Origin of the sequence: Pseudomonas sp. R45(2017) (assembly GCF_002112305.1) — a bacterium.
In the GTDB taxonomy this organism is placed as follows: domain Bacteria; phylum Pseudomonadota; class Gammaproteobacteria; order Pseudomonadales; family Pseudomonadaceae; genus Aquipseudomonas; species Aquipseudomonas paraglycinae.
In genome coordinates, this window is record NZ_NEHH01000004.1 from 124,225 (window position 1) to 148,793 (window position 24,569).

Consider the following 24,569-nt stretch of genomic DNA (forward strand, 5'->3'; position numbering starts at 1 on the left):
GCAGGTAAATTCACTGCTCAACGACGGAATTACGCCGTTACGACGGGAGGGCCCTACTCTTTTTGGGCTTTTCTGGCATAATCCGGCCCACTTTTTTCGCGGTAGTAGTGCACGACTTTCTACTACAAAACGTTTGGAGCACACTCGGCCACTGGCCGACGGGGAACCTCATGACGCAAGCCAATAACGCCGTGTACACCGATCTGAGTGTTGATGATCTGGTAAAAGAAGCCCTGAACCGCGGTGAAGGCGAGCTTGCCGATACCGGCGCTCTGGTTGTTCGCACCGGTCACCGCACCGGCCGTTCGCCAGTCGACCGTTTCATCGTCGAAGAGCCTTCCACCCAGGCTGCCATTGCCTGGGGCCCGATCAACCGCAAGTTCCCGGCCGACAAGTTCGACGCGCTGTGGGCTCGTGTTGAAGCATTCAACAACGCGCAAGAGCATTTCGTTTCCCACGTGCATGTAGGCGCGGCCGAAGATCACTACCTGGCCGTGAAGATGACCACCCAGACTGCCTGGCAGAACCTGTTCGGTCGTTGCCTGTTCATCAACCCGGCCCAGTACAACCCGGCCGGTCGCGAAGAGTGGCAAGTGCTGAACGTCGCCAACTTCGAGTGCGTGCCAGAGCGTGACGGCACCAACTCCGACGGTTGCGTGATCATCAACTTCGCCCAGAAGAAAGTGCTGATCGCCGGCATGCGTTACGCCGGTGAAATGAAGAAAGCCATGTTCTCCGTGCAGAACTTCCTGCTGCCGGCCGCTGACGTGCTGCCAATGCACTGCGCTGCCAACATCGGCGAAGAAGGCGACGTGACCCTGTTCTTCGGTCTGTCGGGCACCGGCAAGACCACTCTGTCCGCCGACGAAAGCCGTTACCTGATCGGTGACGACGAGCACGGCTGGGGCGAAGGCGTTGTCTTCAACATCGAAGGCGGTTGCTACGCCAAGTGCATCGACTTGTCCGAGAAGAACGAGCCGGTCATCTGGAAAGCCATCAAGCACGGCGCGGTACTGGAAAACGTCGTGATCGACGACGCCAAGCACGCCGACTACGCCGATGTCAGCCTGACCCAGAACAGCCGCGCGGCCTACCCGCTGGAGCACGTTGCCAAGCGTTCCGAGAAGAACCTGGGCGGCGAGCCAAACGCTGTGATCTTCCTGACCTGCGACCTGACCGGCGTCCTGCCGCCAGTGTCGATCCTCAACGAAGAACAAGCGGCCTACCACTTCCTGTCCGGCTACACCGCTCTGGTGGGCTCGACTGAAATGGGTTCGGGCAGCGGCATCAAGTCGACCTTCTCCACCTGCTTCGGCGCACCGTTCTTCCCGCGTCCGGCCGGCGAATACGCTGAACTGCTGATCAAGCGCATCCGCGGCTTCGGCTCCAAGGTCTACCTGGTCAACACCGGCTGGACCGGCGGCGGCTACGGCGTCGGCAAACGCTTCAACATCCCGACCACTCGTGCAGTGATCGCAGCGATCCAGAGCGGCGCGCTGATCGGTGCAGCCACCGAGCACCTGGACACCATCAACCTGGACGTGCCACTGGCCGTACCGGGCGTCGAAACCAACCTGCTCAACCCACGCAACACCTGGGCTGACAAGGCTGCGTACGACGAAGCTGCCAAAGCACTGGCCGGTCTGTTCATCGAGAACTTCAAAAAGTTCGAAGTGAGCGACGCGATCAAGGCTGCCGGGCCTAAGTTGTAAGGTTGGGTTTGTAGCGAATGAAAAAGCCGCCTCTTGAGGGCGGCTTTTTTGTGGGTGACGGGTTGGATCTCATTGTCAGATCAACTGCCATTATTCCCGCACAATCCGTGTTAAAGAGCCAGAATAATGCTACTTAAGGAGCCGCGAATCCCCTGAGCATTTTCTCTCCAGCCATCATGGCCATTGCCGTCTGGTATGCAGCACTCGTAGTACTTCCACAACATCAACTTTGATTGCGTAGATGATGACGTAGTTTGGAGTGACGACGATTTCGCGGGTACCTTCCGCGATACCTTTTCGGTACAGGGCTGGGTGCTGGCGAGCGCTTTCTCCTTTCAGTTCGAAGGCCTCATCGAGTTCAATCGCTGCAACGGGATTTTCCTGGCTGATACGCTCCATGATGTTGTCTCGGTCATCCAGCGCTTCTTGGCGCCAGACCAACCTCATCAACGTGCTCGCTGACGAAGGGCATCCCGTTTGGCGGCAAATATCCTGCGAGCGTCTTCATCGCTGACGCTGGGTCTTGGGTCATCAATGCTGATTTGTACCTGTTGCTTGACCCATTCTTCATACGCAGCTGCTTCATGAGCTTGTTTCATCGCTTCGGCGCGATCAGGGCGAGCATAGGTTTTTATCTGTAGGGGGTCGTAACTGGAGGCGTCCACATCGAAGTGATTGATGCCCACTCCTTGCAGGTAGGTCACCAGTGTTTCAAGCCGCTTGAACATACGTACCTGGCCACTGCGTTGTGCGGTCAATGAGTATTCTTTGCTTCCTTGCTGAATCTGAATCGACCAGCCACCGGGTTTGGCGACGATATGTGCGCTACTGATCGAACCGTTCTCAAACAGCCGCGTGAGAGTGCTGTGATCAATGGTTTCAGTGGTCATGAAGGCAAGCCCTTGGTTGAACAATGGCTCCCATCGTACGCAATCAATAATAGTTTGCAAAATTCTGATCCTTAAGTTTCGCGCCGGAGATGTCAGCGTCAGTGTTCGAGATAGGGGCAGACAGTTCTAGCTGTGAACACGCCTGCCGAGGAATTCGTCAGGCCGGCGCTTTCCAGTTGAGCATTCGTTGCTGGGCGACCTGGAGCAGGTCATAGCCGTCTTTGGTGAGAAGGTAGAGCGCGTGCGTGATGTGCGGGATGTCTTCTACGTCGGCGTGTTTGAAGCAGAGGCAGTAGAGGGTTTGCAGCAGGTCGCTTGAGGCGCGCAGGCGCTGGACGGCGCATTCGAGGATGTCTTGCGGGTTGGCTTCGGTGTCGATGACGAGGGGCTTGGTGTCGGTGAGGTTGGAGTCGAGTGGGCGGTAGCGATCGGAGTGGAGCTCGTTCCATGATTTCATTTTTTAGATCCTCAATTGCTTCGAATGAAGCCACCACATCGTGACCAAGCGACTGGAGGCGACTGTGTTCGGGTTGGTCAACCGGTGAGGATCATGCACATACCCGGCACGCTCGAAAGCGTCCCAAACACAGCCACCATAACGCTGCTGGCAATTGAGTGCCGGCAGCATACAGCGGACGCGAATGCATGATCCATTCGGGTGACCAAGCCCGAGTCGCTGAATTGGCAGCGACAGTCACAACTATAGGTTTCAGCCCACTGGCGCCGATAGAAGACAAGGCGCCGCTGCGTGTAGGAACGGGATGCAGATTCCGGCAGGCCGTTCCTACAGTTCAATCACGGTTTTCAACGAATCGCCCGATACCCCTCAACATCCAGCACACTCGTGGTCAGCCCGGTCGCCGGGCTGTAGATCGTGCCTTTCACCGTGGAAAACGGAACGCCTTTGCTCCCCAGCGAAACGTACCGTTCGCCCTGATCCAGCTCGGTGAACCAGGTGTAGGAGCACTTCTCCATCGCCTTGTATTTCGCTGCCGCGTTGACGATGGTGGCGGCATGGTTGCGCAGGTCGGCGTCGGTGAGGTTGAGGTTTTTGTCGAGGGCGGTGCCCCAGCGTTTCAGGCAGACCTCGGCAAAGTGGCGGACGATGAGGCCGGGTTCGGCCAGCACTTTTGGACCACTGTTGCCGTCGGCGGAGGCGTTGCCGACCAGGGTGGCGTGACGGCCGGGCATGGGGAAGATGCTGGTCTTGGTGCCGGTCGCGGTTTGCGGGATGACGCAACTGAAGCCCTTGGAGCGCTCATCCCGCGCATAGAAACCCACATATTCTTTTACGTTGCTGTTGAGCTTTACCCGTTGGTCCTGAAAGTTGCCAATACCTGGTACCGGGTCGATGGCAAAGATATTCACTGGAATGTTTTTCAGTGCACTGTCGTTGAACATGGCATTGGCCAGCATATGGCAACTGATACCGCCGCGGCTCCAGCCCACCAGATTGACTTTTGTTGGAATAACACCGTCCTTGCGAAAGGTTTTAATAATCTGTTCCTGTAACTTCTGTTGCGTGACGCTGCGATCGCCATAGTTATATTTGCGCCACAGCCAGGAACCTTCGACTTTTACATCTTCAATCGGAATGCCGGCGGCTTTTAGGCGGTTGTATTCCGCCTCTGTCAGTTTTTCGCGCTGCCAGTCGCACTTGCCTTTGATGATGTTCATCGCGTGCAGGACGTTTTCCTCCCAACCCTTGCCGAACAAGGTACCGCTGAGGCCGTAGTCCTTGGATTTTGTGAACAGTTCATCAGCTTGCAGGTTGCTGGTGCCGGGGCCATCGACCACGATCCATTCGGCGAACTCGCGGCCAACGTGATGAGAGGCAAGTGTGGAAACCAATTCACCGTCCCAATAGTTTTCGTGGGTGTCATCAAACTTTGTCGAACCCGTACCGCAAAAGAAAATAGTCAGCGTAGTCATGTTGTTGCTCTTGGTTGATGTAAGAGCAAACAGGCTAGTTCCGATCTTTGTTGTAATGGAAGTGATGGGTTGTTGCGAGCTTTGTAAGTTGGTCAGCTGGCTTTAACTATTTATTCGTTGTCTGGCAACTTCCAACAAGTCACAGCCGTCCTGCGTCAACAAATAAAGCGCATTGACGATGTTGGGGATATCTTTCACGTCGGCTTGTTTGAAACACAGGCAGTAAAGAGTTTCCAGCAGATCACTGGCGGCACGCAGGCGTTGATCGGCGGCATTGAGCAAATCACCCGGTGATGCTGCGGTGTCGATGACCATGACCGGGTTGTCGCCGTCGCAGGTCTTGAGAGGGCGAAAACGAGTATTCAGCGGTGTGAACATGTTCATGATTGAGGTGTGTCCTTTACGAAGTCGCTTCGGCGGGCCGACACAGTGTTTTCAGTCGCGCCGGCCACTATAGAAGGGCGCCGTCGAGTGGGACAAGACAGCCACAATGGACAGAATTCGTAGGGGTTTTTCCGGGGTTCGGGCATTTGCCCTACGCGTTTTTGCGGCTTTTTCACAGCCAAACCCTGATGGGCGAAATTTCCTACGTGTTTGTCGGGCGATTCCCGTTAAAGATCTGTATGGTGCGCGCCAGAATCCGTGGGGTGTTTCCAAACGTCCGACACAGACTTAAAGGGAATTAGGTATGCAGTGGCTACGAATGGCCTCGATCGTTTTGCTATGGGCCAGTGGTTGTCGTTTGGCGTTGGCCTCCGAGGCGGGCAATGGGCTGGTGCTCACGCAAGTGGAGCGCACCGAATGGCCGGACGCACTCACGACCCAGGCCAGCATCGACACGGCGTCCCGCGCCGAAGTGCTGATGTTCGGCAAGGCACTGCTGGCCAGCGAAGGCCTGGATGAGTCCGGGCTGAAACAACGTCTGGGCGTGCCGCATGTGCAGCTCAAGTCGATCCGCCAGGTGCGTGACGGCCTATGGGATCGTTTGCTCACCACCTATCGCAACGCCAGCCAGAACTGCGACGAGCAAGCGTTCTGTCCTCGGGTGCGCAGTGTCGCCGACCTGCGTCAGTTGGCGGCGGCATTCACTGGTGATATCAGCCCGGCCCATGCACTGTGGGCCAGCAAAAGCCAGGGCGTGCACGAGCAACTATTGAACGAGCAATTGCGAGTGGCGGTGTTGCAGCCGTAGTCCCGCCGTCACAGTCCCGCCGTCACGACGTTGGCCAAAGGCTGGAGGTCGTCGGGTATCATCCCGTATCGATTTGACCCCGACCTTTTCTCGACGCGCTGCGATCGCCCGCTAGGCTGTTGGCATCACAGCGGTCAACGGAGTGACAGCGAATGCACAACACCCTGGAACAGGTTTTCGGTTATCCACAGTTTCGACCCGGCCAGGAGACTGCGATCAGCGCCGTTCTCGCCGGGCGTTCGGCCGCCGCGATATTTCCCACCGGCTCCGGCAAGTCCCTTTGTTACCAGGTGCCGGCGCTCTTGTTGCCACACCTGACGCTGGTGGTCTCGCCGCTGCTGGCGCTGATGCAGGATCAGCTCGAGTTTTTGCGACGACACGGGATTTCGGCAGGCAGCATCGATTCGGCGCAGAGCCGCGAAGATGCCAATGATGTGATGGCACGTGCCCGTTCCGGCGAACTGAAGATCCTGATGATTTCCGTGGAGCGCTTGAAGAACGAGCGCTTTCGCAATTTTTTGCAGCAGGTGCCGATCTCGCTGCTGGTGGTGGATGAGGCGCACTGCATTTCCGAATGGGGCCACAACTTCCGCCCCGACTACCTCAAACTGCCGGACTACCAGCGCCAGTTCAACATCCCGCAAACCCTGCTGCTGACTGCCACGGCAACGCCGAAAGTGATCGCCGACATGCAGGCGAAATTCGCCATCGCGGCAGAAGATGTGGTGACCACCGGTTTCTATCGACCCAACCTCAATCTGCTGGTCGAGCCGGTGCGTGGGCAGGACAAGCGCCGACGGCTGGTGGAGTGGATGAGCGAGCGCGCGGGGCAGCCGAGCATCGTCTACGTCACGCTGCAGAAAACCGCCGAGCAGATTGCCGAACATCTTGAGCGCAATGGCATTCAGGCCGAGGCTTATCACGCCGGTTTGCCCCATGAGCAACGGGACGGGATCCAGAAGCGCTTCATGGGCGGGCAGTCCAATTGCATCGTCGCCACCATTGCCTTCGGCATGGGCATCGACAAGAGCGACATCCGCAACGTGGTGCATTTCGACCTGCCCAAATCCATCGAAAACTACAGCCAGGAAATCGGCCGCGCCGGACGTGACGGGCAGCCCTCCGACTGCCTGGTGCTGGCCAACCGCGACAGCCTCAACGTGCTGGAAAACTTCGTGTATGGCGACACGCCGGAACAGGACGGCATTCGTCATGTGCTCGACGAGTTGCAGGCCGCCGCGCCCGAAGGCCAATGGGAATTTCTGCTCGGGCCGCTGGCGGACCAGAGCAACATTCGTTCGTTGCCTTTGAAGACGTTGCTGGTGCAACTGGAGCTGCGAGGACTGATTGCCCCGCGCTACGCGTACTACGCCGAGTATCGCTTCAAATACCTGCTGGAACCCGAGGCGTTGCTTGAGCGTTTCGAAGGTGAACGGAGGGATTTCGTCGCCGCGATCATCCAGACCTCAAGCCGCGCACGCACCTGGGCCACGGTGAATTTCGAGGCGATGTACGAGCAGTATTCCGCCGAGCGCAACCGGGTGGTGAAGGCGCTGGATTACTTTCAGGAGAAGGGCTGGGTCGAGCTTGAGAGCAAGCAAATGACCGAGGTCTACAACGTCCAGCGCAGCGATTTCGACAGCCAGGCCCTGAGCGCTGAACTGCATGACTATTTCACCCGCCATGAGCAAACCGAAGTGGCGCGGATTCACGCCATGCTCGAGCTGTTCGCCACCGAGCGATGCCTCGGATATCGGCTGGCCGAATATTTTGGCGATCACAATGCACCGCAGCAGTGCGGACATTGCTCGGTGTGTCACGGGCAAGTCGCCCGGCTGCCGGCGCCGCCGGAATTGCCGGCGCTTGTGGATAAAAACTTTACGGAGTTGTGTGGAGAATTTATCCACAGGCACCAGCAGCACGCTGGCAGCGCTCCGTCGGCGGAGCGGTTGACCCGGTTCCTGTGCGGAATCAGCGTACCGTTGTTTACCAAGCTAAAGGCCCGGGCCATTTCCGGGTTTGCGGCGCTGGAAGAATATCCCTACGCGGAGGTTCGGGCCTGGGCTCAGGCGCATCTGTGAGGTCTCGAATCCATCTGGTGAATGTCGATCATCACGGCAATGAACTTCAAAAATGCCCGGTGGCTGACTATGGTGATGGCTGTCTTCGGATCGCCAACAAGAGAACAACATGAGCCAGACATCCTTCGCTATTCAGCAGGCCGCCGTGATCGGCGCCGGCACCATGGGCCGCGGCATCGTCATGTGCCTGGCCAACGCCGGCGTGTCGGTGCAGTGGGTCGATAACAATCCACAGATGCTCGAGCAGGCGCTGGCCACCGTGGCCGATACCTACGCGCACAACGTGCGACAGGGACGGATCGACCAGGCCGAGGCCGATGCGCGGATTGCCCGTATCAGTGCGGCGCCAGACTATGTGGCGATCCGCAATGTCGACCTGGTGATCGAAGCGGTGTACGAGAATCTTGAGCTCAAGCAGAAGATCTTCCGCGAGCTCGATGGCGTGCTGAAGCCCGAAGCGCTGCTGGCGAGCAATACCTCGGCGCTGGACATCGACGCCATTGCCGCCGCGACACGGCGTCCGACTCAAGTGCTGGGCCTGCATTTCTTCAGCCCGGCGCACATCATGAAGTTGCTGGAAATAGTCCGTGGCGCGCAGACATCACCGGCTGTGCTTGAGGCTGCGCTTGAGCTGGGCAAGCGCATGGGCAAGGTCAGTGTGGTGTCGGGTAACTGCCACGGTTTTATCGGCAACCGCATGCTGCATCCGTATGTGCTCGAAGCGCGCAAGATGTTGCTCGAAGGGGCGTATCCGCATCAGGTCGATGCGGCGTTGCAGAGTTTCGGTTTCGCCATGGGGCCGTTTCGCATGTACGACGTGGTCGGCATCGATCTCGAGTGGCGTGCCCGCGAGCTCGCCGGCAAGGGGCAGGACGCGCCCGAGGTTCAGGTGGATAACCGCTTGTGCGAACAGGGTCGCTTCGGTCAGAAGTCCGGCAACGGTTATTACCACTACGAGCCGGGCAGTCGTCAGGCCGAGCATGATCCCGAGGTCGATGCGCTGGTGTTGAGTGTCAGCGAAGGGTTGGGATTTCATCGGCGGGATATCGGCTCGGAGGAGATCCTTGAGCGATGCCTGCTGGCGTTGGTCAACGAGGGCGCGAAGATCCTGCAGGAAGGGATTGCCGAGTCGGCGCATGACATCGATCAGGTCTATCTGAATGGCTATGGCTTCCCGGCGGAGCGGGGCGGGCCGATGGCCTGGGCGGACGATCAGGGGCTGGCCGATATTCACAAGCGATTGCTGGCGCTGGAGACCCGGCAGGGTGATCACTGGCGGCCGGCACAATTGATCGGCGAGCTGGCGGCGCGCGGCAAGGGTTTTTATCTTTAGACTGAGCAGATCACTTCAGGAATCGACACTGATGTCCAACCCGATGCCGCAACGCAGCAATTACCCACACTTCCAGCCGATCACCACGCGCTGGCATGACAACGACGCCTACGGTCACGTCAACAACGTTACCTATTACAGCTTCTTCGACACGGCGGTGAACACCTACCTGATCCAGGTCGGAGGGCTGGATATCCATGACGGCGAGGTGGTGGGATTTGTGGTGAGTTCGTCCTGCGACTACTTCGCGTCGATCGCTTTTCCGGATCGAATCGAGATTGGCCTGCGGGTCGGCAAGCTGGGCAACAGTTCGGTGCAATACGAACTGGCGGTGTTCAAGGAAGGAGAACAGGAAGCCTGTGCCGCCGGGCGCTTCGTGCATGTATTCGTCGACCGGGCATCCAATCAGCCGGTGTCGATTCCGGCCCGATTGCGCGAAGCGCTGGAACGCCTGACGGTGTGACGGACAAAAAAAATCGCAGCCCGGGGGAGCTGCGATCTGGGGGTATCAGCTAACGAGGCCAGGCCTCAGTCGCGATAGTAGCGGTGGTGCTTGCGATGGCCATAGGCATGGCCACGACCTGGGTGACGGTCACGGTAGTAGCGACGATCATCATGGCGACGATCGTAATGACGATCATCGTCATCGCTCTTGTTGCCCATGTAGTTGCCCAGCGCGCCACCCGCGCCGCCGCCGGCTGCTGCGCCGATCAGGCTGCCGGTGGTGCCGCCCATGCTGCGGCCGACCACGTTGCCGCCGGCTGCGCCCAGCGCACCACCGATGGCTGCTTCGCCACGGCTGCGCTTGTCGGCGCCCACCGCACTACCACCCGCGCCGCCCAGGGCTGCGCCAATGGTTGAACCTGTACTGCCGCCTAACGATTGACCGACGACCGAGCCAAGAACCCCGCCCAATGCGCCGCCCACACCTGCTTCGGTGGTGCCTCCGGCAGAAGCGAAGCCACTGACCAGGCCAAGGGACAACAAGAGAATCGAGGAGAACTTCATAGAGGAGCCTCAAAGGGATGACGGCGCGATCCTGAGGCTCTGGAATGGGCGTGACAATCGAAATCCGACGAATAGCACGACCTGTATACAATTCTGCAAGTTGCTGATTTTTGGGCGGAACTTAACGGTTTTTCGCCGGTCTTTATCTACTTCGGACAGGCCGCTTTGATCACAAAGCGGCCTTTTTTGTGGGCGTTTGAAAAGTGTCGGCGAGATCTATCGAGTCTGACTTTCGGACGCGGAGCGTCCACGGCTTCGCTCCCACGCAGAGCGTGGGAGCGATCAGAATCAGGCCGACTTGGCCATGATCAGCCCCGTCTCACTCGCCGCTTCCAACCGGATAGCGATGAATTTCGACGTCGGCGTATGGCTGCCATCGCCGGTGCTTTCCAGCGGCACCAACGGGTTCACCTCTGGGTAATAAGCCGCCGCCTGCCCCGCCGGAATATCGAACGCCAGCAGCGTGAAGCCCTTCACCCGACGCTCACGACCATCGTCCCACAGCGACACGATGTCAGCCTTCTGCCCCGGTTTGAAGCCCAGGCGAATGATGTCCGCCTCGTTGGCGAACAGCACATCACGTTGCCCCTTCACCCCGCGATAGCGGTCGTCGAGACCATAAATCGTGGTGTTGTACTGATCGTGGGAACGCATCGATTGCAGGATCAGGTCCGGCAGTTTGCCGGTGGCGCGGGTGCGTTCGTGGATCAGATCCTTGGGCAGCATGTTCGGTTTGAAGTTGGCCCGACCCGACGTGGTGTTCCACTTGCGCGCGCCGGCGCTGTTGCCGAGGTAGAAACCACCCGGGTTCTTGACCTTCTCGTTGAAATCCTTGAAGCCCGGGATGGTGTCGGCGATCAGTTCGCGGATACGCCGGTAGTCGGCCACCAGCCAGTTCCAGTCCACCGGTTTGCTGCCCAGGGTCGCGGCGGCAATGCCGGCGATAATCGACGGCTCCGAGCGCATCTGGCTCGACAGCGGCTGCAACTGACCGTTTGAGGCGTGCACCATGCTGAACGAGTCTTCCACGGTGACGGCCTGCGGGCCTTCGGTCTGGATATCGATGTCGGTACGGCCCAGGCACGGCAGGATCAACGCGTCCTTGCCGTGAGCCAGGTGGCTGCGGTTGAGCTTGGTGCTGATCTGCACAGTCAGGTCGCAGTTGCTCAGGGCCTGGAAGGTGCGCGGGCTGTCCGGCGTGGCCTGGGCGAAGTTGCCGCCCAGACCGATGAACACCTTGGCGCGACCTTCGGCCATCGCATGAATCGCTTCGACCACGTTGTGCCCGTTGTGACGTGGAACCTTGAACTGGAAGCGACGCTCGAGGGAATCGAGGAACGCCACCGGCGGACGCTCGTTGATGCCCATGGTGCGGTCGCCCTGCACGTTACTGTGGCCACGCACCGGGCACAGACCGGCGCCGGGTTTGCCGATGTTGCCGCGCAGCAGCATCAGGTTGGCGATTTCCTGGATGGTCGGCACCGAGTGACGATGCTGGGTGATGCCCATCGCCCAGCACATGATCACGTTCTTGCCTTTGGCGTACATGCGCGCCGCTTGCTCGATTTCCACCAGGGTCAGGCCGGATTGCGCGACGATCTGCTCCCACGGCGTGTCATCGACGACGCCGAGGTATTCCAGCACGTTGACGCTGTGTTCATTGAGGAAGTCGTGATCGAACACCGCCGGTGCGCCGGCCTTCTGCGCCTCGCGTTCCCATTGCAGCAGGAACTTGGCCATGCCGCGCAGCACCGCCATGTCGCCGCCCAGCGCCGGGCGGAAATACGCGGTGTTGGTCGGCTTGTCGCCGTTGGTGAGCATTTCGATCGGGTGCTGTGGATGCTGGAAGCGTTCCAGACCCCGCTCTTTCAGCGGGTTGATGCACACCACCTGAGCGCCGCGTTTCACCGCTTCACGCAGGGGTTCGAGCATGCGCGGGTGGTTGGTGCCCGGGTTCTGGCCCCAGACGAAAATCGCGTCGGCGTGTTCGAAATCGTCGAAGGTCACGGTGCCTTTGCCGACGCCGACACTCTGCGCCAGCGCCACGCCGCTGGCCTCGTGGCACATGTTCGAGCAGTCGGGGAAGTTGTTGGTGCCGAAGGCGCGCACGAACAGTTGATACAGGTACGCCGCTTCATTGCTGGCGCGGCCGGAGGTGTAGAACTCGGCCTGATCCGGACTCGACAGCGCTCGCAGGTGTTTGCCGATCAGCGCGTAGGCATCGTCCCAGCTGATCGGCTTGTAGCGATCGGTTTCGGCGTCATACACCACTGGCTCGGTCAGGCGACCCTGATATTCGAGCCAGTAGTCGCTCTGTTCGAGCAACGCGGTGACGCTGTGCTTGGCGAAGAATTTGCCGTCCACCCGGCGCTTGGTCGCTTCCCAGTTCACCGCCTTGGCGCCGTTCTCGCAGAATTTGACCATGCCGCTTTCCGGCGAGTCGCCCCAGGCGCAGCCCGGGCAGTCGAAGCCGCCGTTCTGGTTGGTCTTGAGCATCATGCGCAGGTTTTTCAGGGCGTTGTCGCTGGTCAACCAGGCCTGGGCCACGCTGATCAGGGCGCCCCAGCCACCGGCCGGGCCCTTGTAAGGCTTGTAGCGCGGAACGGGTTTCTGGTCGGCTTGATGATGTTGGCTCACGGGTGTTTCTCCATTTCTGGGCTATACACCCGCGGCGCGTTTTTCTGCGGCAGGTGAATGAGATTGAGGTTATGGCGTCGGGCCCATTGCACGGCGAGGCCGGTGGGCGCGGACAGGCTGACCAGGGTCTGAATCCCGGCCCGCAGGACTTTCTGGATCAATTCGAGGCTGCAACGGCTGGTGACAATTGCCAGGCCGCCGGCTGTGGATATCTTTTGCCGGATCAGACCGCCAATCAGCTTGTCGAGGGCGTTGTGCCGGCCGATGTCTTCGCGGCCCAGCAGCAATTCACCGCTGGCGTTCATGAACACCGCCGCGTGCACCGCACCGCAATGCTGGCCGAGCGGCTGAAAAGCGCCGATGTGCTGGCGCAGACCGTCGAGCCATTCGATGGGCGGCAAGGGGGCGCCGGGTAAAACCTTGAGGTCAGGCAGCGCCTGCTCTACCGCTTCCACGCCGCACAACCCGCAACCGCTGGTGCCGGCCAGTTGCCGACGCTGCTGTTTGAGGTTCCAGAAAGCGCGGTTGGCGATGGTCACTTGCGCGTATTGCGCCGAGCCCGAGCCGGTCAGTTGCAGGTCGTAGATGTCCGAGGCGTCTTCGATGATGCCGCTGCCGAGGCTGAAACCGACGATGAAGTCTTCAAGGTCGGTCGGCGTCACCAGCATCACGGCCTGACTGATGCCGTTGTAGGCAATCGCCAACGCGACTTCTTCGGCCAGCGCGGTGCTGGCCGATTCCGCGAGGGGGAGATCGCTGTAGCTGTAGGTCTGACTGGCGGCTGGCGCGGGCGTTTCGAGAGCAGGCGCCGCGCAGGCCGGGCGCTTGGCGTTCATGGCATCACCGACGGATTGATCAACGTTAAGACTAGGCGCGGCAAGATGTCGCGTCTAATCGCTAGTGTCGATCCTTCGATAGATTCCGTCGATCAAGCCTCCGCTGGTGATTTTTGATAGAGCGCGAAACAGGCCTCGGCCAACGCCGATCGTGGGGCGCCGCGACGCATGATCAGCCCTAGTCGGGCAAGGGTCTGGGCGTTTTCGATGGGTTGCAGGCGCAGGTTATCCGTGAGGTTTTCCAGGCCGCCATCGAGTGGCATCACCGCGCAGCACAGCCCGCCGTGCACCGCTTGCAACAATTGGTGAACGGCGTCGGTTTGCAGCAATGGCTGTGGGGTCAGGCCGCGACTGTGGAAGTTATGGTCGATGGACTGGCGAAAGTGCATGCCACTGGTGAGCATGCCCAGGGGCAGTTCGATCAGTGATTCCCAACTCAGCGGCGCTTCGCCAAAGCTGAAGAACCGCTGGTCGTAGAGCAGGCCCATCTGCGTTTCACTGAACGCCAGGGATTCAAACCGCTCGCCGTCGAGGCGGTCCAGGTAGGACACGCCAATGTCGATGCGATTGTTCGCCAGTTGCTCCAGAACCTGTTCCGAGCTCAGCGAGGACAGCTCGAAGCGCAGGTTCGGGTGTTGCGCGTGCAGGCGCTGCATCAACGGCAGCGCATCGAAACTCGACAACGGCACCACGCCCAGGCGCAGGGTGCCGATCAGATTGCCGCGACAGGCCGCCGCTTCCGCCTGCAAGCCGTCGTAGGCCGCCAGTACCGTGCGCGCCCAGGCCAGCACCCGTTCGCCCGGCGCGGTAAAGCCTTCGAAACGCTGGCCACGGTTGACCAATGGCAGGTCGAGTTCTTCTTCGAGGCTGCGCAGGCGCATCGACAGGGTCGGCTGGGTGATGTGGCAGCGGGCGGCGGCCTGGCCGAAATGGCGGGTTTCGTCGAGGGCGATGAGGAATTTCAGCTGCTTGATGTCCATCTTCGCTCCGGGGCGCTGGCAAGGGTGGGCGATTCTACCGCTTGCGCGGGGGCAGGGTCATTGGTCGGGCCGCAACCGGGTTTGTCCAGGGTGGTCTAGGCTTGGGCGTCTGGAACTTAAATCAAGGAGTGTGCGCGATGAGTCTTTTGAGCTTTGTGAAAGAGGCCGGTGAGAAGTTGCTAGACCTGTTGACCCCTGGCAACGCCAATGCCAGCGAGCAATTGAAGGAGCACATCAGCAAGGTCGGGTTGGGTAACCCGAATGTTCAGGCGACCGTGGACGGTGACAAGGTGACGGTCACCGGTGAAGTGGCGAGCCAGGAAGAGAAAGAGAAGATTCTTCTGGCAGTGGGCAACATTGCCGGTGTCGGCAGCGTCGATGACCAGATCACCGTGACCGGGCCGGTTGTGGCGGCGGCGCGTTTTGTGGTCGTGAAGAAGGGCGACACCCTCAGCGCAATTTCCCTGGCGGTGTATGGCAACGCCAACCAGTACAACAAGATCTTCGAGGCCAACAAGCCACTGCTGTCACACCCGGACAAGATTTATCCGGGGCAGACGCTGCGTATTCCCGAGTAACCGCAGATACCGCTATCGCGAGCAGGCTCGCTCCCACATTGGAATGCATTTCAGTTGTGGGAGCGAGCCTGCTCGCGATGGGGACGATGCGGTCTACAGGCCCGCAATCAAATCCCGATAATCCTCGACCGCCGCAAACTCCCCGGTGTCCTTCGGCCCTTTGCGGCTGTCCGGCTCCTTCACGGCCAACAAATGCGTCACGCCGAAATTCCGCGCACTGCGCAGGATCGGCAAGGTGTCGTCGATGAACAGGCTGCGTGCCGGGTCAAAACCGATATCGGCCTGCAACGCGTCCCAGAACTGCGGATTCTCCTTGGGAAAACCGTAATCGTGAGAGCTGATCAGCCTTTCAAAGTACGGCGCCAGTTCGATTCGTTCCAGTTTCAGCGACAGTGAATCGCGGTGCGCGTTGGTGATCATCACCACGCGTTTGCCGGCTCGTTTGATCGCTTCCAGAAAGGTGTCGGCGTCCGGACGCAGGGCGATCAGGTGGGCGGTTTCCAGTTTCAGTTCACGCACCGACAGCTTCAGCTCCGCGCTCCAGAAGTCCAGGCAGTACCACTGCAACTGACCGGCATGGCGCTCGAACAGCGGCTGCAATTCCATTTCCGCCATCGCCCGGCTCACGCCGTGCAGTTCGGCGTAGCGCTGCGGCAGGTGTTCCAGCCAGAAGTGGTTGTCAAAGTGCAGGTCGAGCAACGTTCCGTCCATGTCCAGCAGAACGGTATCGATGTCGGACCACGGTAATGAAGGCATGGCAACGTCTCGAACGGTAGAAAGATATCCGACGCAAACAATCGGAAAAGCCGCGTTATAGTAGCGCGTTCACGCCAAGGAGCTTTGCATGCGCCAGAAACCCACCGTACTTGCCCGCGAGATCGTCGCCACCAGCCGGCTGTTCTGCGTCGAAGAGCTGAAGCTGCGTTTCTCCAACGGCGTTGAACGTACCTACGAGCGACTGGTCGGCAAGGGCGCCGGCTATGGCGCGGTGATGATAGTAGCGATGCTCGATGCCGAGCACGCGGTGCTGGTCGAGGAATACTGCGGCGGCACCGACGAATATGAACTGTCGCTGCCCAAAGGCCTGATCGAACCCGGCGAAGACGTGCTGGCTGCCGCCGAACGCGAACTCAAGGAAGAAGCCGGTTATGGCGCGCGACAACTGGAGCATCTGACCGAGCTGTCGTTGTCCCCCGGTTACATGAGCCAGAAAATTCAGGTGGTGCTGGCCACCGATTTGTACGAAGAGCGCCTCGAAGGCGATGAGCCCGAGCCGATGCGTGTGGACAAGGTCAACCTGCGGGAACTGTCGGCGCTGGCGCAGAATCCGAATTTCAGTGAGGGCCGCGCCCTGGCGGCGTTATACCTGACCCGCGACCTGCTTACCCAGCGCGGATTTTTTCAGGCATGAGTGAGATATCGATGAATTTTCCCCATCCGTTGATGGCGCCGGTGGTCGAGCTGGCACTGCGGGCCGGCGAGGCGATCCTGCCGTTCTGGCGTGCCGGTGTGGCCGTCACCGCCAAGTCCGATGATTCGCCGGTGACGGCGGCGGACATGGCCGCGCATCACGTGATCGTGGCCGGCCTGACAGCGCTGGATCCGAGCATTCCGGTGCTGTCCGAAGAGGACGCCAACATCCCGCAGAGCGTGCGCGCCGGCTGGCAGCGCTGGTGGCTGGTGGACCCGCTGGATGGCACCAAGGAGTTCATCAGCGGCAGCGAAGAGTTCACCGTCAACATCGCGCTGATCGAGAACGGCCGGGTGGTGTTCGGTGTGGTGACGATGCCGACCAACGGTCGCTTCTACGTCGGCGGAGCCGGGCTTGGTGCCTGGCGCGGCGACACGGGCGGCACGCCGGTGGCAATTCAGGTTCGTGACGTGCCGGGACCTGGCGAAGCGTTTACCGTGGTTGCCAGCCGCCGTCATTCGAGCCCGGAGCAGGAACGCTTGCTCGCCGGATTGAGTGCCAGCCTTGGAGAGTTGCAACTGGCCAACATCGGCAGTTCGCTGAAGTTCTGTCTGCTGGCCGAAGGTGCTGCCGATTGCTACCCGCGTCTGGCGCCGACTTCGCAGTGGGACACGGCGGCGGCGCAGGGCGTTCTGGAAGGGGCGGGCGGTGAAGTGCTCGATCTGAGTGGCGCAGCGTTCTGTTATCCAGCTCGGGAGTCTTTGTTGAACAGTTTCTTCCTGGCGTTGCCGGCGAAAGCAGCATGGCGGGCGAAGCTGCTCGAACTCGCCCGCTCGTAAGCGCGCTCAGTCTTCAGCGGTGCAGGACGTACTGCCCGCTGAAGGTCACTGCATACTCATCGCTACCGGCATTGATGACCCGCGTATGCAGAGTCAATCGCGCCCGTCCGTAACGCTGATACATCGCCAGAAATTTCTTCCACTGCGTTGCACTCGGTGACGGGCAGATCGCAATGGCATCGCCGGTCACAGGCAGTGGATAACTGATCTGCCCTTCCTGAATCACGATGTGCCCGTCTTCGATGCCTTCCTCTTTCAAACGCAAATGCAGCCAGCCCCAGCCGGCCAGCACCGCGCCGCAATACAGGCTGCCACCGAACATGGTGCTCTTGTGATTGACGTTGGCGTCCAGCGGCAGATGCAGGCGCAGTTGCTGTTCCTGCCAGTCGAGCACCTTGAGGCCTATGTCCCGGGTCAGTGGGATATCGTGGTGAAGGACCGATTCCAGATAACGACTGTCGTGCTTCATGCCCGGACCTCTTGCGGCAGAAAAGTGAATTGAGCGTGCTTCATTCGGATTCGTCGGAATGGCCGCCGCTGCCAGCGAAATTCAGACCGTGCTTGCGCAGTTTGTCGTGCAGGGTCTTGCGCGGAATGCCCAGGGCTTCGGCGAGACTGCGCACGGAACCGTGAGAACGGGCCAGTTCGGCGGCGATCAGGGATTTCTCGAAGTTTTCCACTTGCTCGCTGAGCCCGCCCGCCGTGATTTCGACGGTGGTGCCGGGGCTGCCATCGGGCTGCGTGTTGTCCAGTGCCAGTTCCAGACCGAGGGCAAAACGCTCCGCCGCGTTCTGCAATTCCCGCACGTTGCCCGGCCATGAGTGCCGCAGCAGCAACGCCCGTTGCGCCGGTTGCAGTTCATGCGGTGGCAGACCATGGCGGGCGCTGGCTTCGTCGGCGTAATGCTGGAACAGCATCAACGCGTCTTCGCCCCGTTCACGCAGTGGTGGAATGCGCAGCGGCGCCACATTGAGGCGGTAATACAAGTCCGCCCGGAATCGCCCCTGATCCGCGGCCTGGCGCAGGTCTTCCTTGGTGGCGGCGATGACGCGGATGTCCAGCGGGATCAACTGATTGCCGCCCAGACGCTCGACCACGCGCTCCTGCAGCATGCGCAGCAGTTTGACCTGCACGTCCATGCTCATGCTCTCGATTTCATCGAGGAACAACGTGCCGCCATTGGCAAATTCGAACTTGCCGATCCGGCGCTTTTGCGCGCCGGTGAAGGCGCCGGGCTCATGGCCGAACAATTCGCTTTCGACCACCGATTCGGCCAGCGCGCCGGCGTTGATCGCCACGAACGGGCCGTTACGCCGGCTCGACAGATCGTGCAGGGCGCGGGCGACGACTTCCTTGCCGGCGCCGGTTTCGCCGAGGATCAGCACGTCGGCCTTGGTCGCCGCCAGCGCGCCGATCTGCTCGCGCAGGCGTGACATCGGCGCGGACTGGCCGACCAGCCGCGCGCTCAGTTCGTTGCGATCACTCAGGGCCATGCGCAGGCTGCGGTTGTCCAGCACCAGACGCCGCAGGGCCAGGGCGCGGCGCACGCTGTCGAGCAGGGCGTCGCTGGCGAAAGGTTTTTCCAGAAAGTCATAGGCACCGGCGCGCATGGCCTGCACGGCCAGTGGCACGTCGCCGTGGCCGGTGATCAGCAGCACCGGCAATTCCGGATCCTGAGCGTGCAGTTCGCTCAGCAGCTCCAGGCCATCCATGCCGGGCATGCGGATGTCGCTGACCACCACGCCCGGCCAGTCGCGCTCCAGTTGCGCGGCCAGGCCCTTGGCTTCGGACAGCGGGAGAATTTTCAGGCCGGCCAGATCCAGAGTCTGGCCGAGGGCCTGACGCAGGTGCGGGTCGTCGTCGATCAGCACCACCTGAATGCGGTTGTCGATGGTCATGCGCTTCGATCCTCGGACGGTTGCAGGCTGACCCCGGGCGCGCCGGCGCGCAGCCGCAGGGTGATCAAGGCGCCACCTTGCTTGTGGTTGGCGAACGACAGTTCACCGCCGAAGGCGCGCATCAGGGTTTCGCAAATGGCCAACCCCAGACCCAGGCCTTGAGTGCGGGTCTTGGTCGTGTAAAACGGTTCGCTGGCACGGCCCAGGGCTTCCATGCAGAAACCCGGGCCATTGTCGCGAATGTACAGGTTGACGCCGTCATCGGTGGATTCGGCACTCAGCCACAATTTACGCGGCGGGCCTTTCTCGGTCAGGGCATCGAGAGCGTTGGCCAGCAGGTTGCCCAGCACCTGGCGCAGTCGGGTTTCCCCGGCTTCGACCCACAATGTTGCGGCGGGCAAGTCGCGGATCAGCTCGACATCCATGCTCCGGCGACGTTTGGCCAGCAAGGCGAGTGCGTCGTCCAGCGCCGGTTGCAGGGCGACACTTTCCGGGGCGTGGCGGTCGCGACGAGCGAAGGCGCGCAGGTGAGCGATGATCGAGGCCATGCGCCCGGTCAGCTCGCTGATCAGTTTGAGGTTGCCTCGGGCGTCTTCGGTGCGTTCGTGGTCGAGCAGCACTTCGGCGTTTTCGGCGTAGCTGCGGATCGCCGCCAGTGGCTGGTTGAGTTCGTGGCTGATGCTCGCCGACATCGTCCCCAGCGCCGACAGTTTGCCGGCCTGCACCAGATCGTCCTGGGCGCGCACCAGTTCCTGCTGGGCCTGTTCGCGTTCCAGCACCTCTTGCTTGAGGCGCCGGTTGAGGCCTTCGAGATCGCTGGTGCGTTCGGCAACCCGGCCCTCAAGTTCCCGCCGGGCCTTGGCTTCGAAGGCGATCCGTTCCAGGTAATGACGACGACGCTGCATCATCAGGCCCAGCAACAACATGACTACCAGCAAGGTGGCGCCGCCGATCGCCACCACCGTGCGCACCGGTCGGTCGATCAAGGTACGCGGGGCAAGAATGCTCACGCTCCAGCCGGTTTCCGCGATCTCCTGGGTTTGCGGCAACCACGCGGTCGGGCTCAGGTTCAGCGGGCGTGGCTCGCGGGTCGGGTAGGGCTGGATCGCGGTGATCGCCGCGCGCTCGGCATCACTCAGGGTGCGGGTCGCGCGAAAGCGCCATTCCGGGCGCGAGGTGAGGATGACCACGCCGTTGTGGTCGGTCACCAGCAGTTGTTCCGGGGTTTTGCCCCACAGGCTTTCGGTGTGGTCGAGGTCAACCTTGATCACCAGTACGCCGATGATTTTTTCGCCGTTGCGCACCGCTGCGGCGAAGAAATAGCCGCGTTTGGCGGAAGTGGTGCCCAACCCGAAGAAGCGCCCGAGGCGGCCGGCCATCGCTTCGCTGAAGTACGGCCGGAAAGAGAAATTGCGCCCGACGAAGCTGTCGTGCTTGTCCCAGTTCGATGCAGCGAGCGTCTGACCGTTGGTGTCCATCAGGTACATGACTTCGGCGCCGGTCTGCGCAGCGATGTTCTTCAACAGGCGGTTGGCGTTGCCCTGGGTGACACCGTCGTCCGGCGCCCCGAGCACCGCGCGCAGGGCCGGCAGGTCGCCGAGGATTTGCGGCAGTACTTCATAGCGATGCAGGGTGCCCAGCAGGTTGGCGACGTAGAGGTCGAGGGTCTGGCGGTTCTGGCCGGCCAGTTCGCTGCGGTAATAGCGCTCGGCGAGATGCTCCAGCGGCCACAGCAGCGGAGCCAGACACAGGGCCAGCAGGGCGAGGCTGCGCCAGCGGGGGCGACGGGGAAGAGTCGGAGTCATGAGCATCGGGCGCCTGTGGGTACAGGCGCATTATGCCTAGGCTTGCCCGGCAAGACACTCGTGCAGCGCGGTTTGCCAGTCCGGCAGACTGACGCCCCACTCACGCTGCAGGCGACTGCAGTCCAGACGCGAATTCAAGGGACGTGCAGCAGGCGTCGGATAGTCGCTGGAAGGGATCGGTATCAGTTCTGCGCACGGTTTGCCCTGTTCACGCAGCGCTGCGCCAATAGCCTGGGCGAAACCGAACCACGAGGTATGCCCGCCGGCCGTCAGGTGGTAGGTGCCCCAGACCCCGGGTTGCCCTGACTGCCAGCGTTCGATAAGTGCCAGGGTGCTCTGGGCAATGGTGCCCGCCCAGGTGGGGGCTCCGACCTGATCGGCGACGACCCGCAATTGTGGTTTTTCCTGGAGCAATCGCTGCATGGTCAACAGGAAGTTCCGGCCATGGGTGGAGTAAACCCAACTGGTTCGCAGAATCAGGTGTTGCCCCTGAACGTCGGCGATGGCTTGCTCGCCTGCCAGCTTGCTTTTGCCATAGACACTCAGCGGGGCTGGTACATCGGATTCGTTGTAGGGCTCTGGCTGGCTGCCGTCAAAGACGTAATCGGTGGAGTAATGAATCAGCGGCGCACCAAGCCGTGCTGCTTCCTCGGCCAAGACACCGGGCCCTGTCGCATTGATGGCGAAAGCCAGCTCGGGCTCGCTTTCTGCCTGGTCGACTGCAGTATGGGCCGCAGCGTTGATAATCAGATCGGGAGCGATCTGTCTGACCTGCTGGCGGATTTGCGCGGGCTGAGCCAGGTCAAGCCGGTCACGCCCGAGCACGATCAGATCGCCTGTATCGGCCAGGCGCAACTGCAGCTCTTTCGAGACCTGACCCTGCTGTCCACAGATGAGGATTTTCATGGGAACAGGTCAGCCTCGTTCAGGCTTTTACCGTTCTGATCCTTGGCCGAGAGCTGCGGGGCAGATTCGAGTTGCCAGTCGATGTCCAGCGTCGGGTCGTCCCAGCGAATACATCGCTCGGCAGACGGCGTGTAATAGTCGGTGGTCTTGTAGAGAAATTCGGCAACCTCGCTCAGCACGACAAAACCGTGGGCGAAGCCTTCGGGTATCCAGAGTTGGCGACGATTGTCTGCCGACAGGCGCAGGGTGAGCGATTTGCCGAAGTGCGGCGAGCTGCGCCGGATATCCACGACAACGTCGAGCACTTCACCGACGGTCACTCGCACCAGTTTCCCCTGGGTGTTTTCCAACTGATAGTGCAGACCACGCAATACGCCTTTCTGCGAGCGCGAATGGTTGTCCTGTACGAACTGCGCATTCACGCCCGTCGCTTCGGCAAACGCCTTGGCATTAAAGCTCTCGTAGAAAAAGCCGCGTTCGTCACCAAACACTTTGGGTTCGATGACCATGACGCCGGGCAGATCGGTTTCGATCACGTTCATTGGTTTTCTCCGGCAATCGAATACAGGTACTGGCCATAGCCGGTCTTGCCGAAGTACTGCGCGCGCTCGAGCAGATGTTCGCGGCTGATCCACCTGTTCAGATAGGCAATCTCTTCCAGGCACGCGACTTTGAGGCCCTGGCGGTGTTCGATGGTCTGCACATACTGGGAGGCTTCAAGCAGGCTGTCGTGAGTACCGGTGTCGAGCCAGGCGAACCCGCGTCCGAAACGCTCGACCTGCAGATCGCCACGCTGCAAATACGCGTTGTTGACGTCGGTGATTTCCAGTTCGCCACGCTGCGATGGTTTGACTGCCTTGGCGATCCTGATCACGTCGTTATCGTAGAAGTACAGACCCGTCACCGCGTAGCTGGACTTGGGCTTTGCGGGTTTCTCTTCGATGGACAGGGCGCGCCCTTCGCGGTCGAAGTCGATCACGCCGAAGCGCTCTGGATCCTTGACCCAATAGCCGAACACTGTTGCGCCGTGAGGTTTGCGGGCGGCTTTCTTCAACTGTTCGCTGAAGGATTGGCCGTGGAAAATGTTGTCGCCGAGAATCAGGCACACCGGATCATTACCAATGAACTGCTCGCCGATCAGAAAGGCCTGGGCCAGTCCGGCGGGGGATGGCTGCTCGGCATAGCTGAACGAGACCCCGAACTGGCTTCCATCGCCCAGCAGGTTGCGATATTGCGGAAGATCCTGCGGGGTGGAGATGATCAGGATGTCCTTGATCCCGGCCAGCATCAGCACCGAGATCGGGTAATAGATCATCGGTTTGTCGTAGACCGGCAACAGCTGTTTGGATACGCCGAGCGTGATTGGATGCAATCGTGTGCCGGAGCCTCCGGCGAGAACTATGCCCTTCATCATGCGAGCAGATCCTTGATGTCGGTGGAACCCAGGCGTTCGCCCTGATAGCTGCCGTCCTGAACGCGTCGGCACCATTGAAGATTGTCCAGATACCACTGAACGGTTTTGCGCAGGCCGGTCTCGAACGTTTCTTCAGGAACCCAACCCAGTTCGCGTTCGATCTTGCCGGCGTCAATGGCGTAACGCAGGTCGTGACCGGGACGGTCCTTGACGAAAGTGATCAGGTCAGCGAATCGAGCGAAGCCCTGAGGCTTGTTGTTCGGTGCCAACTCTTCGAGCAATGAGCAGATGGCGTGCACCACCTCAATGTTCTTTTGTTCGTTGTGTCCGCCAATATTGTAGGTTTCACCCACCGCGCCTTCGGTGACCACTTTCAACAGCGCCCGGGCATGATCGTCGACGAACAGCCAGTCACGGACTTGCTGACCGTTGCCATACACCGGCAGTGGCTTGCCGGCCAGTGCGTTGAGGATCACCAGCGGGATCAGCTTTTCCGGAAAGTGGTAGGGCCCGTAATTGTTCGAGCAATTGGTCAGCAGGACGGGCAGTCCATAAGTGCGGTGCCACGACCGGACAAGATGATCGGACGCCGCCTTGCTTGCGGAATAGGGCGAGCTGGGGGCGTAGGGAGTTGTTTCGGTGAACAGATCGTCGACGCCATGCAGGTCGCCGTAGACCTCGTCGGTCGATATATGGTGAAAGCGGAAGGCACTTTTTTCCGGCTCGGCCAGGCCCTGCCAGTAGGCACGGGCCGCTTCCAGCAGGCTGTAAGTACCGACGATATTGGTCTGAATGAAGTCCGACGGCCCATCGATGGATCGGTCGACATGGGATTCGGCAGCCAGATGCATGATCGCATGAGGCTGGAAGCGCTTGAGCAGGGTGCTCACTGTGGACTGATCGACGATATCGGCTTGCACAAATTCGTAACGGCTGTTGTCGGCGATGCTCGTAAGCGATTCGAGATTGCCGGCGTAAGTCAGTTTGTCGAGGTTCAACACCTCGTGAGCCGTGTTGCAAATCAGGTGGCGAACCAGTGCGGAGCCAATGAAGCCGGCACCACCGGTGACGAGAATACGCATGCAGGTTGGCCTTTTTCCGTAAGACTATAAAGCGA

Annotated in this window: 25 protein-coding genes; 8 read left to right on the forward strand and 17 right to left on the reverse strand. The window is 60.5% G+C overall.

Annotated features, from left to right (window positions below; all coding sequences use genetic code 11):
* The first annotated feature begins 170 nt into the window (after positions 1-170).
* Positions 171-1,712 (forward strand): phosphoenolpyruvate carboxykinase, encoded by a 1,542-nt coding sequence (locus CAF74_RS10660; RefSeq protein WP_007952682.1) that lies wholly within the window; start codon positions 171-173, stop codon positions 1,710-1,712.
* A gap of 174 nt (positions 1,713-1,886) precedes the next feature.
* On the opposite strand, the gene CAF74_RS10665 is transcribed toward CAF74_RS10660, so the two are convergent.
* From CAF74_RS10665 to CAF74_RS10685, 5 genes are all read right to left on the reverse strand, one after another.
* Positions 1,887-2,159: a type II toxin-antitoxin system RelE/ParE family toxin gene (locus tag CAF74_RS10665; RefSeq protein ID WP_085608617.1), complete on the reverse strand. Its 273-nt coding sequence runs from the start codon at positions 2,157-2,159 to the stop codon at positions 1,887-1,889.
* Complete coding sequence (locus tag CAF74_RS10670; RefSeq protein WP_085746566.1) at positions 2,159-2,602, reverse strand: hypothetical protein; 444 nt, start codon at positions 2,600-2,602, stop codon at positions 2,159-2,161. Before CAF74_RS10670 ends, CAF74_RS10665 begins: the two co-directional genes overlap by 1 nt.
* A 157-nt stretch (positions 2,603-2,759) precedes the next feature.
* Positions 2,760-3,059, reverse strand: a complete 300-nt coding sequence (locus CAF74_RS10675; protein ID WP_007952679.1) for a hypothetical protein — start codon at positions 3,057-3,059, stop codon at positions 2,760-2,762.
* Positions 3,060-3,406: 347 nt separating this feature from the next.
* Positions 3,407-4,534: a hypothetical protein gene (locus CAF74_RS10680; protein WP_085746343.1), complete on the reverse strand. Its 1,128-nt coding sequence runs from the start codon at positions 4,532-4,534 to the stop codon at positions 3,407-3,409.
* Positions 4,535-4,636: 102 nt separating this feature from the next.
* Positions 4,637-4,918 (reverse strand): hypothetical protein, encoded by a 282-nt coding sequence (locus CAF74_RS10685; RefSeq protein WP_085746344.1) that lies wholly within the window; start codon positions 4,916-4,918, stop codon positions 4,637-4,639.
* A gap of 304 nt (positions 4,919-5,222) precedes the next feature.
* Between CAF74_RS10685 and CAF74_RS10690 the strand changes: the two genes are divergently transcribed.
* From CAF74_RS10690 to CAF74_RS10705, 4 genes are all read left to right on the forward strand, one after another.
* A complete protein-coding gene (locus CAF74_RS10690) occupies positions 5,223-5,726 on the forward strand; it encodes a hypothetical protein (RefSeq protein ID WP_007952668.1) in 504 nt (167 codons plus the stop codon).
* 152 nt (positions 5,727-5,878) lie between these two features.
* Entirely contained in the window at positions 5,879-7,807 is a 1,929-nt protein-coding gene (locus tag CAF74_RS10695; protein ID WP_085746345.1) for an ATP-dependent DNA helicase RecQ, read from the forward strand.
* Positions 7,808-7,916: 109 nt separating this feature from the next.
* Positions 7,917-9,140 carry a 3-hydroxyacyl-CoA dehydrogenase gene (locus CAF74_RS10700; RefSeq protein WP_085746346.1) on the forward strand — a complete coding sequence of 408 codons (1,224 nt, stop codon included), beginning with the start codon at positions 7,917-7,919 and terminating at the stop codon, positions 9,138-9,140.
* A gap of 31 nt (positions 9,141-9,171) precedes the next feature.
* On the forward strand, positions 9,172-9,603 hold the full coding sequence (locus tag CAF74_RS10705) for a thioesterase family protein (protein WP_085746347.1): 432 nt from the start codon (positions 9,172-9,174) through the stop codon (positions 9,601-9,603).
* Between the two features lie 65 nt (positions 9,604-9,668).
* On the opposite strand, the gene CAF74_RS10710 is transcribed toward CAF74_RS10705, so the two are convergent.
* From CAF74_RS10710 to CAF74_RS10725, 4 genes are all read right to left on the reverse strand, one after another.
* Complete coding sequence (locus CAF74_RS10710; protein ID WP_011331978.1) at positions 9,669-10,148, reverse strand: YMGG-like glycine zipper-containing protein; 480 nt, start codon at positions 10,146-10,148, stop codon at positions 9,669-9,671.
* A 288-nt stretch (positions 10,149-10,436) separates the two neighbouring features.
* On the reverse strand, positions 10,437-12,785 hold the full coding sequence (locus CAF74_RS10715; RefSeq protein ID WP_085746348.1) for an FdhF/YdeP family oxidoreductase: 2,349 nt from the start codon (positions 12,783-12,785) through the stop codon (positions 10,437-10,439).
* Entirely contained in the window at positions 12,782-13,621 is an 840-nt protein-coding gene (gene fdhD / locus CAF74_RS10720; RefSeq protein ID WP_085746349.1) for a formate dehydrogenase accessory sulfurtransferase FdhD, read from the reverse strand. The genes CAF74_RS10715 and fdhD overlap by 4 nt, the downstream gene beginning before the upstream one ends.
* A gap of 92 nt (positions 13,622-13,713) precedes the next feature.
* Positions 13,714-14,601, reverse strand: coding sequence for a LysR family transcriptional regulator (locus tag CAF74_RS10725; RefSeq protein WP_085746350.1), 888 nt, complete (start codon positions 14,599-14,601; stop codon positions 13,714-13,716).
* Positions 14,602-14,738: 137 nt separating this feature from the next.
* Between CAF74_RS10725 and lysM the strand changes: the two genes are divergently transcribed.
* The gene (gene lysM, locus CAF74_RS10730) at positions 14,739-15,179 is read left to right on the forward strand and encodes a peptidoglycan-binding protein LysM (protein ID WP_039764611.1); all 441 of its coding nucleotides are present in this window, start codon (positions 14,739-14,741) and stop codon (positions 15,177-15,179) included.
* A gap of 93 nt (positions 15,180-15,272) precedes the next feature.
* Here the strand turns inward: lysM and yrfG are convergent, their stop codons facing one another.
* Positions 15,273-15,935, reverse strand: a complete 663-nt coding sequence (gene yrfG / locus CAF74_RS10735; protein WP_085746351.1) for a GMP/IMP nucleotidase — start codon at positions 15,933-15,935, stop codon at positions 15,273-15,275.
* An 88-nt stretch (positions 15,936-16,023) separates the two neighbouring features.
* On the opposite strand from yrfG, the gene nudE reads away from it, so the two are divergent.
* Both nudE and cysQ read left to right on the forward strand, forming a co-directional pair.
* A complete protein-coding gene (gene nudE, locus CAF74_RS10740) occupies positions 16,024-16,590 on the forward strand; it encodes an ADP compounds hydrolase NudE (RefSeq protein ID WP_085746352.1) in 567 nt (188 codons plus the stop codon).
* A 5-nt stretch (positions 16,591-16,595) separates the two neighbouring features.
* Entirely contained in the window at positions 16,596-17,429 is an 834-nt protein-coding gene (cysQ, locus tag CAF74_RS10745; RefSeq protein WP_085746567.1) for a 3'(2'),5'-bisphosphate nucleotidase CysQ, read from the forward strand.
* Positions 17,430-17,442: 13 nt separating this feature from the next.
* On the opposite strand, the gene CAF74_RS10750 is transcribed toward cysQ, so the two are convergent.
* The 7 genes from CAF74_RS10750 to rfbB are packed head-to-tail and all read right to left on the reverse strand — an operon-like array spanning position 17,443 to position 24,534.
* Positions 17,443-17,898, reverse strand: a complete 456-nt coding sequence (locus CAF74_RS10750) for a YiiD C-terminal domain-containing protein (protein WP_085746353.1) — start codon at positions 17,896-17,898, stop codon at positions 17,443-17,445.
* A 40-nt stretch (positions 17,899-17,938) separates the two neighbouring features.
* Positions 17,939-19,327 carry a sigma-54 dependent transcriptional regulator gene (locus CAF74_RS10755; protein WP_007952638.1) on the reverse strand — a complete coding sequence of 463 codons (1,389 nt, stop codon included), beginning with the start codon at positions 19,325-19,327 and terminating at the stop codon, positions 17,939-17,941.
* The gene (locus tag CAF74_RS10760; protein WP_085746568.1) at positions 19,324-21,132 is read right to left on the reverse strand and encodes an ATP-binding protein; all 1,809 of its coding nucleotides are present in this window, start codon (positions 21,130-21,132) and stop codon (positions 19,324-19,326) included. Before CAF74_RS10760 ends, CAF74_RS10755 begins: the two co-directional genes overlap by 4 nt.
* 36 nt (positions 21,133-21,168) lie before the next feature.
* Positions 21,169-22,038: a dTDP-4-dehydrorhamnose reductase gene (rfbD, locus tag CAF74_RS10765; RefSeq protein ID WP_085746354.1), complete on the reverse strand. Its 870-nt coding sequence runs from the start codon at positions 22,036-22,038 to the stop codon at positions 21,169-21,171.
* The gene (gene rfbC / locus CAF74_RS10770; protein WP_085746355.1) at positions 22,035-22,580 is read right to left on the reverse strand and encodes a dTDP-4-dehydrorhamnose 3,5-epimerase; all 546 of its coding nucleotides are present in this window, start codon (positions 22,578-22,580) and stop codon (positions 22,035-22,037) included. The genes rfbD and rfbC overlap by 4 nt, the downstream gene beginning before the upstream one ends.
* Positions 22,577-23,452 carry a glucose-1-phosphate thymidylyltransferase RfbA gene (rfbA, locus tag CAF74_RS10775; protein WP_085746356.1) on the reverse strand — a complete coding sequence of 292 codons (876 nt, stop codon included), beginning with the start codon at positions 23,450-23,452 and terminating at the stop codon, positions 22,577-22,579. Before rfbA ends, rfbC begins: the two co-directional genes overlap by 4 nt.
* The gene (gene rfbB, locus CAF74_RS10780; RefSeq protein ID WP_085746357.1) at positions 23,449-24,534 is read right to left on the reverse strand and encodes a dTDP-glucose 4,6-dehydratase; all 1,086 of its coding nucleotides are present in this window, start codon (positions 24,532-24,534) and stop codon (positions 23,449-23,451) included. Before rfbB ends, rfbA begins: the two co-directional genes overlap by 4 nt.
* Between the last annotated feature and the right edge of the window lie 35 nt (positions 24,535-24,569).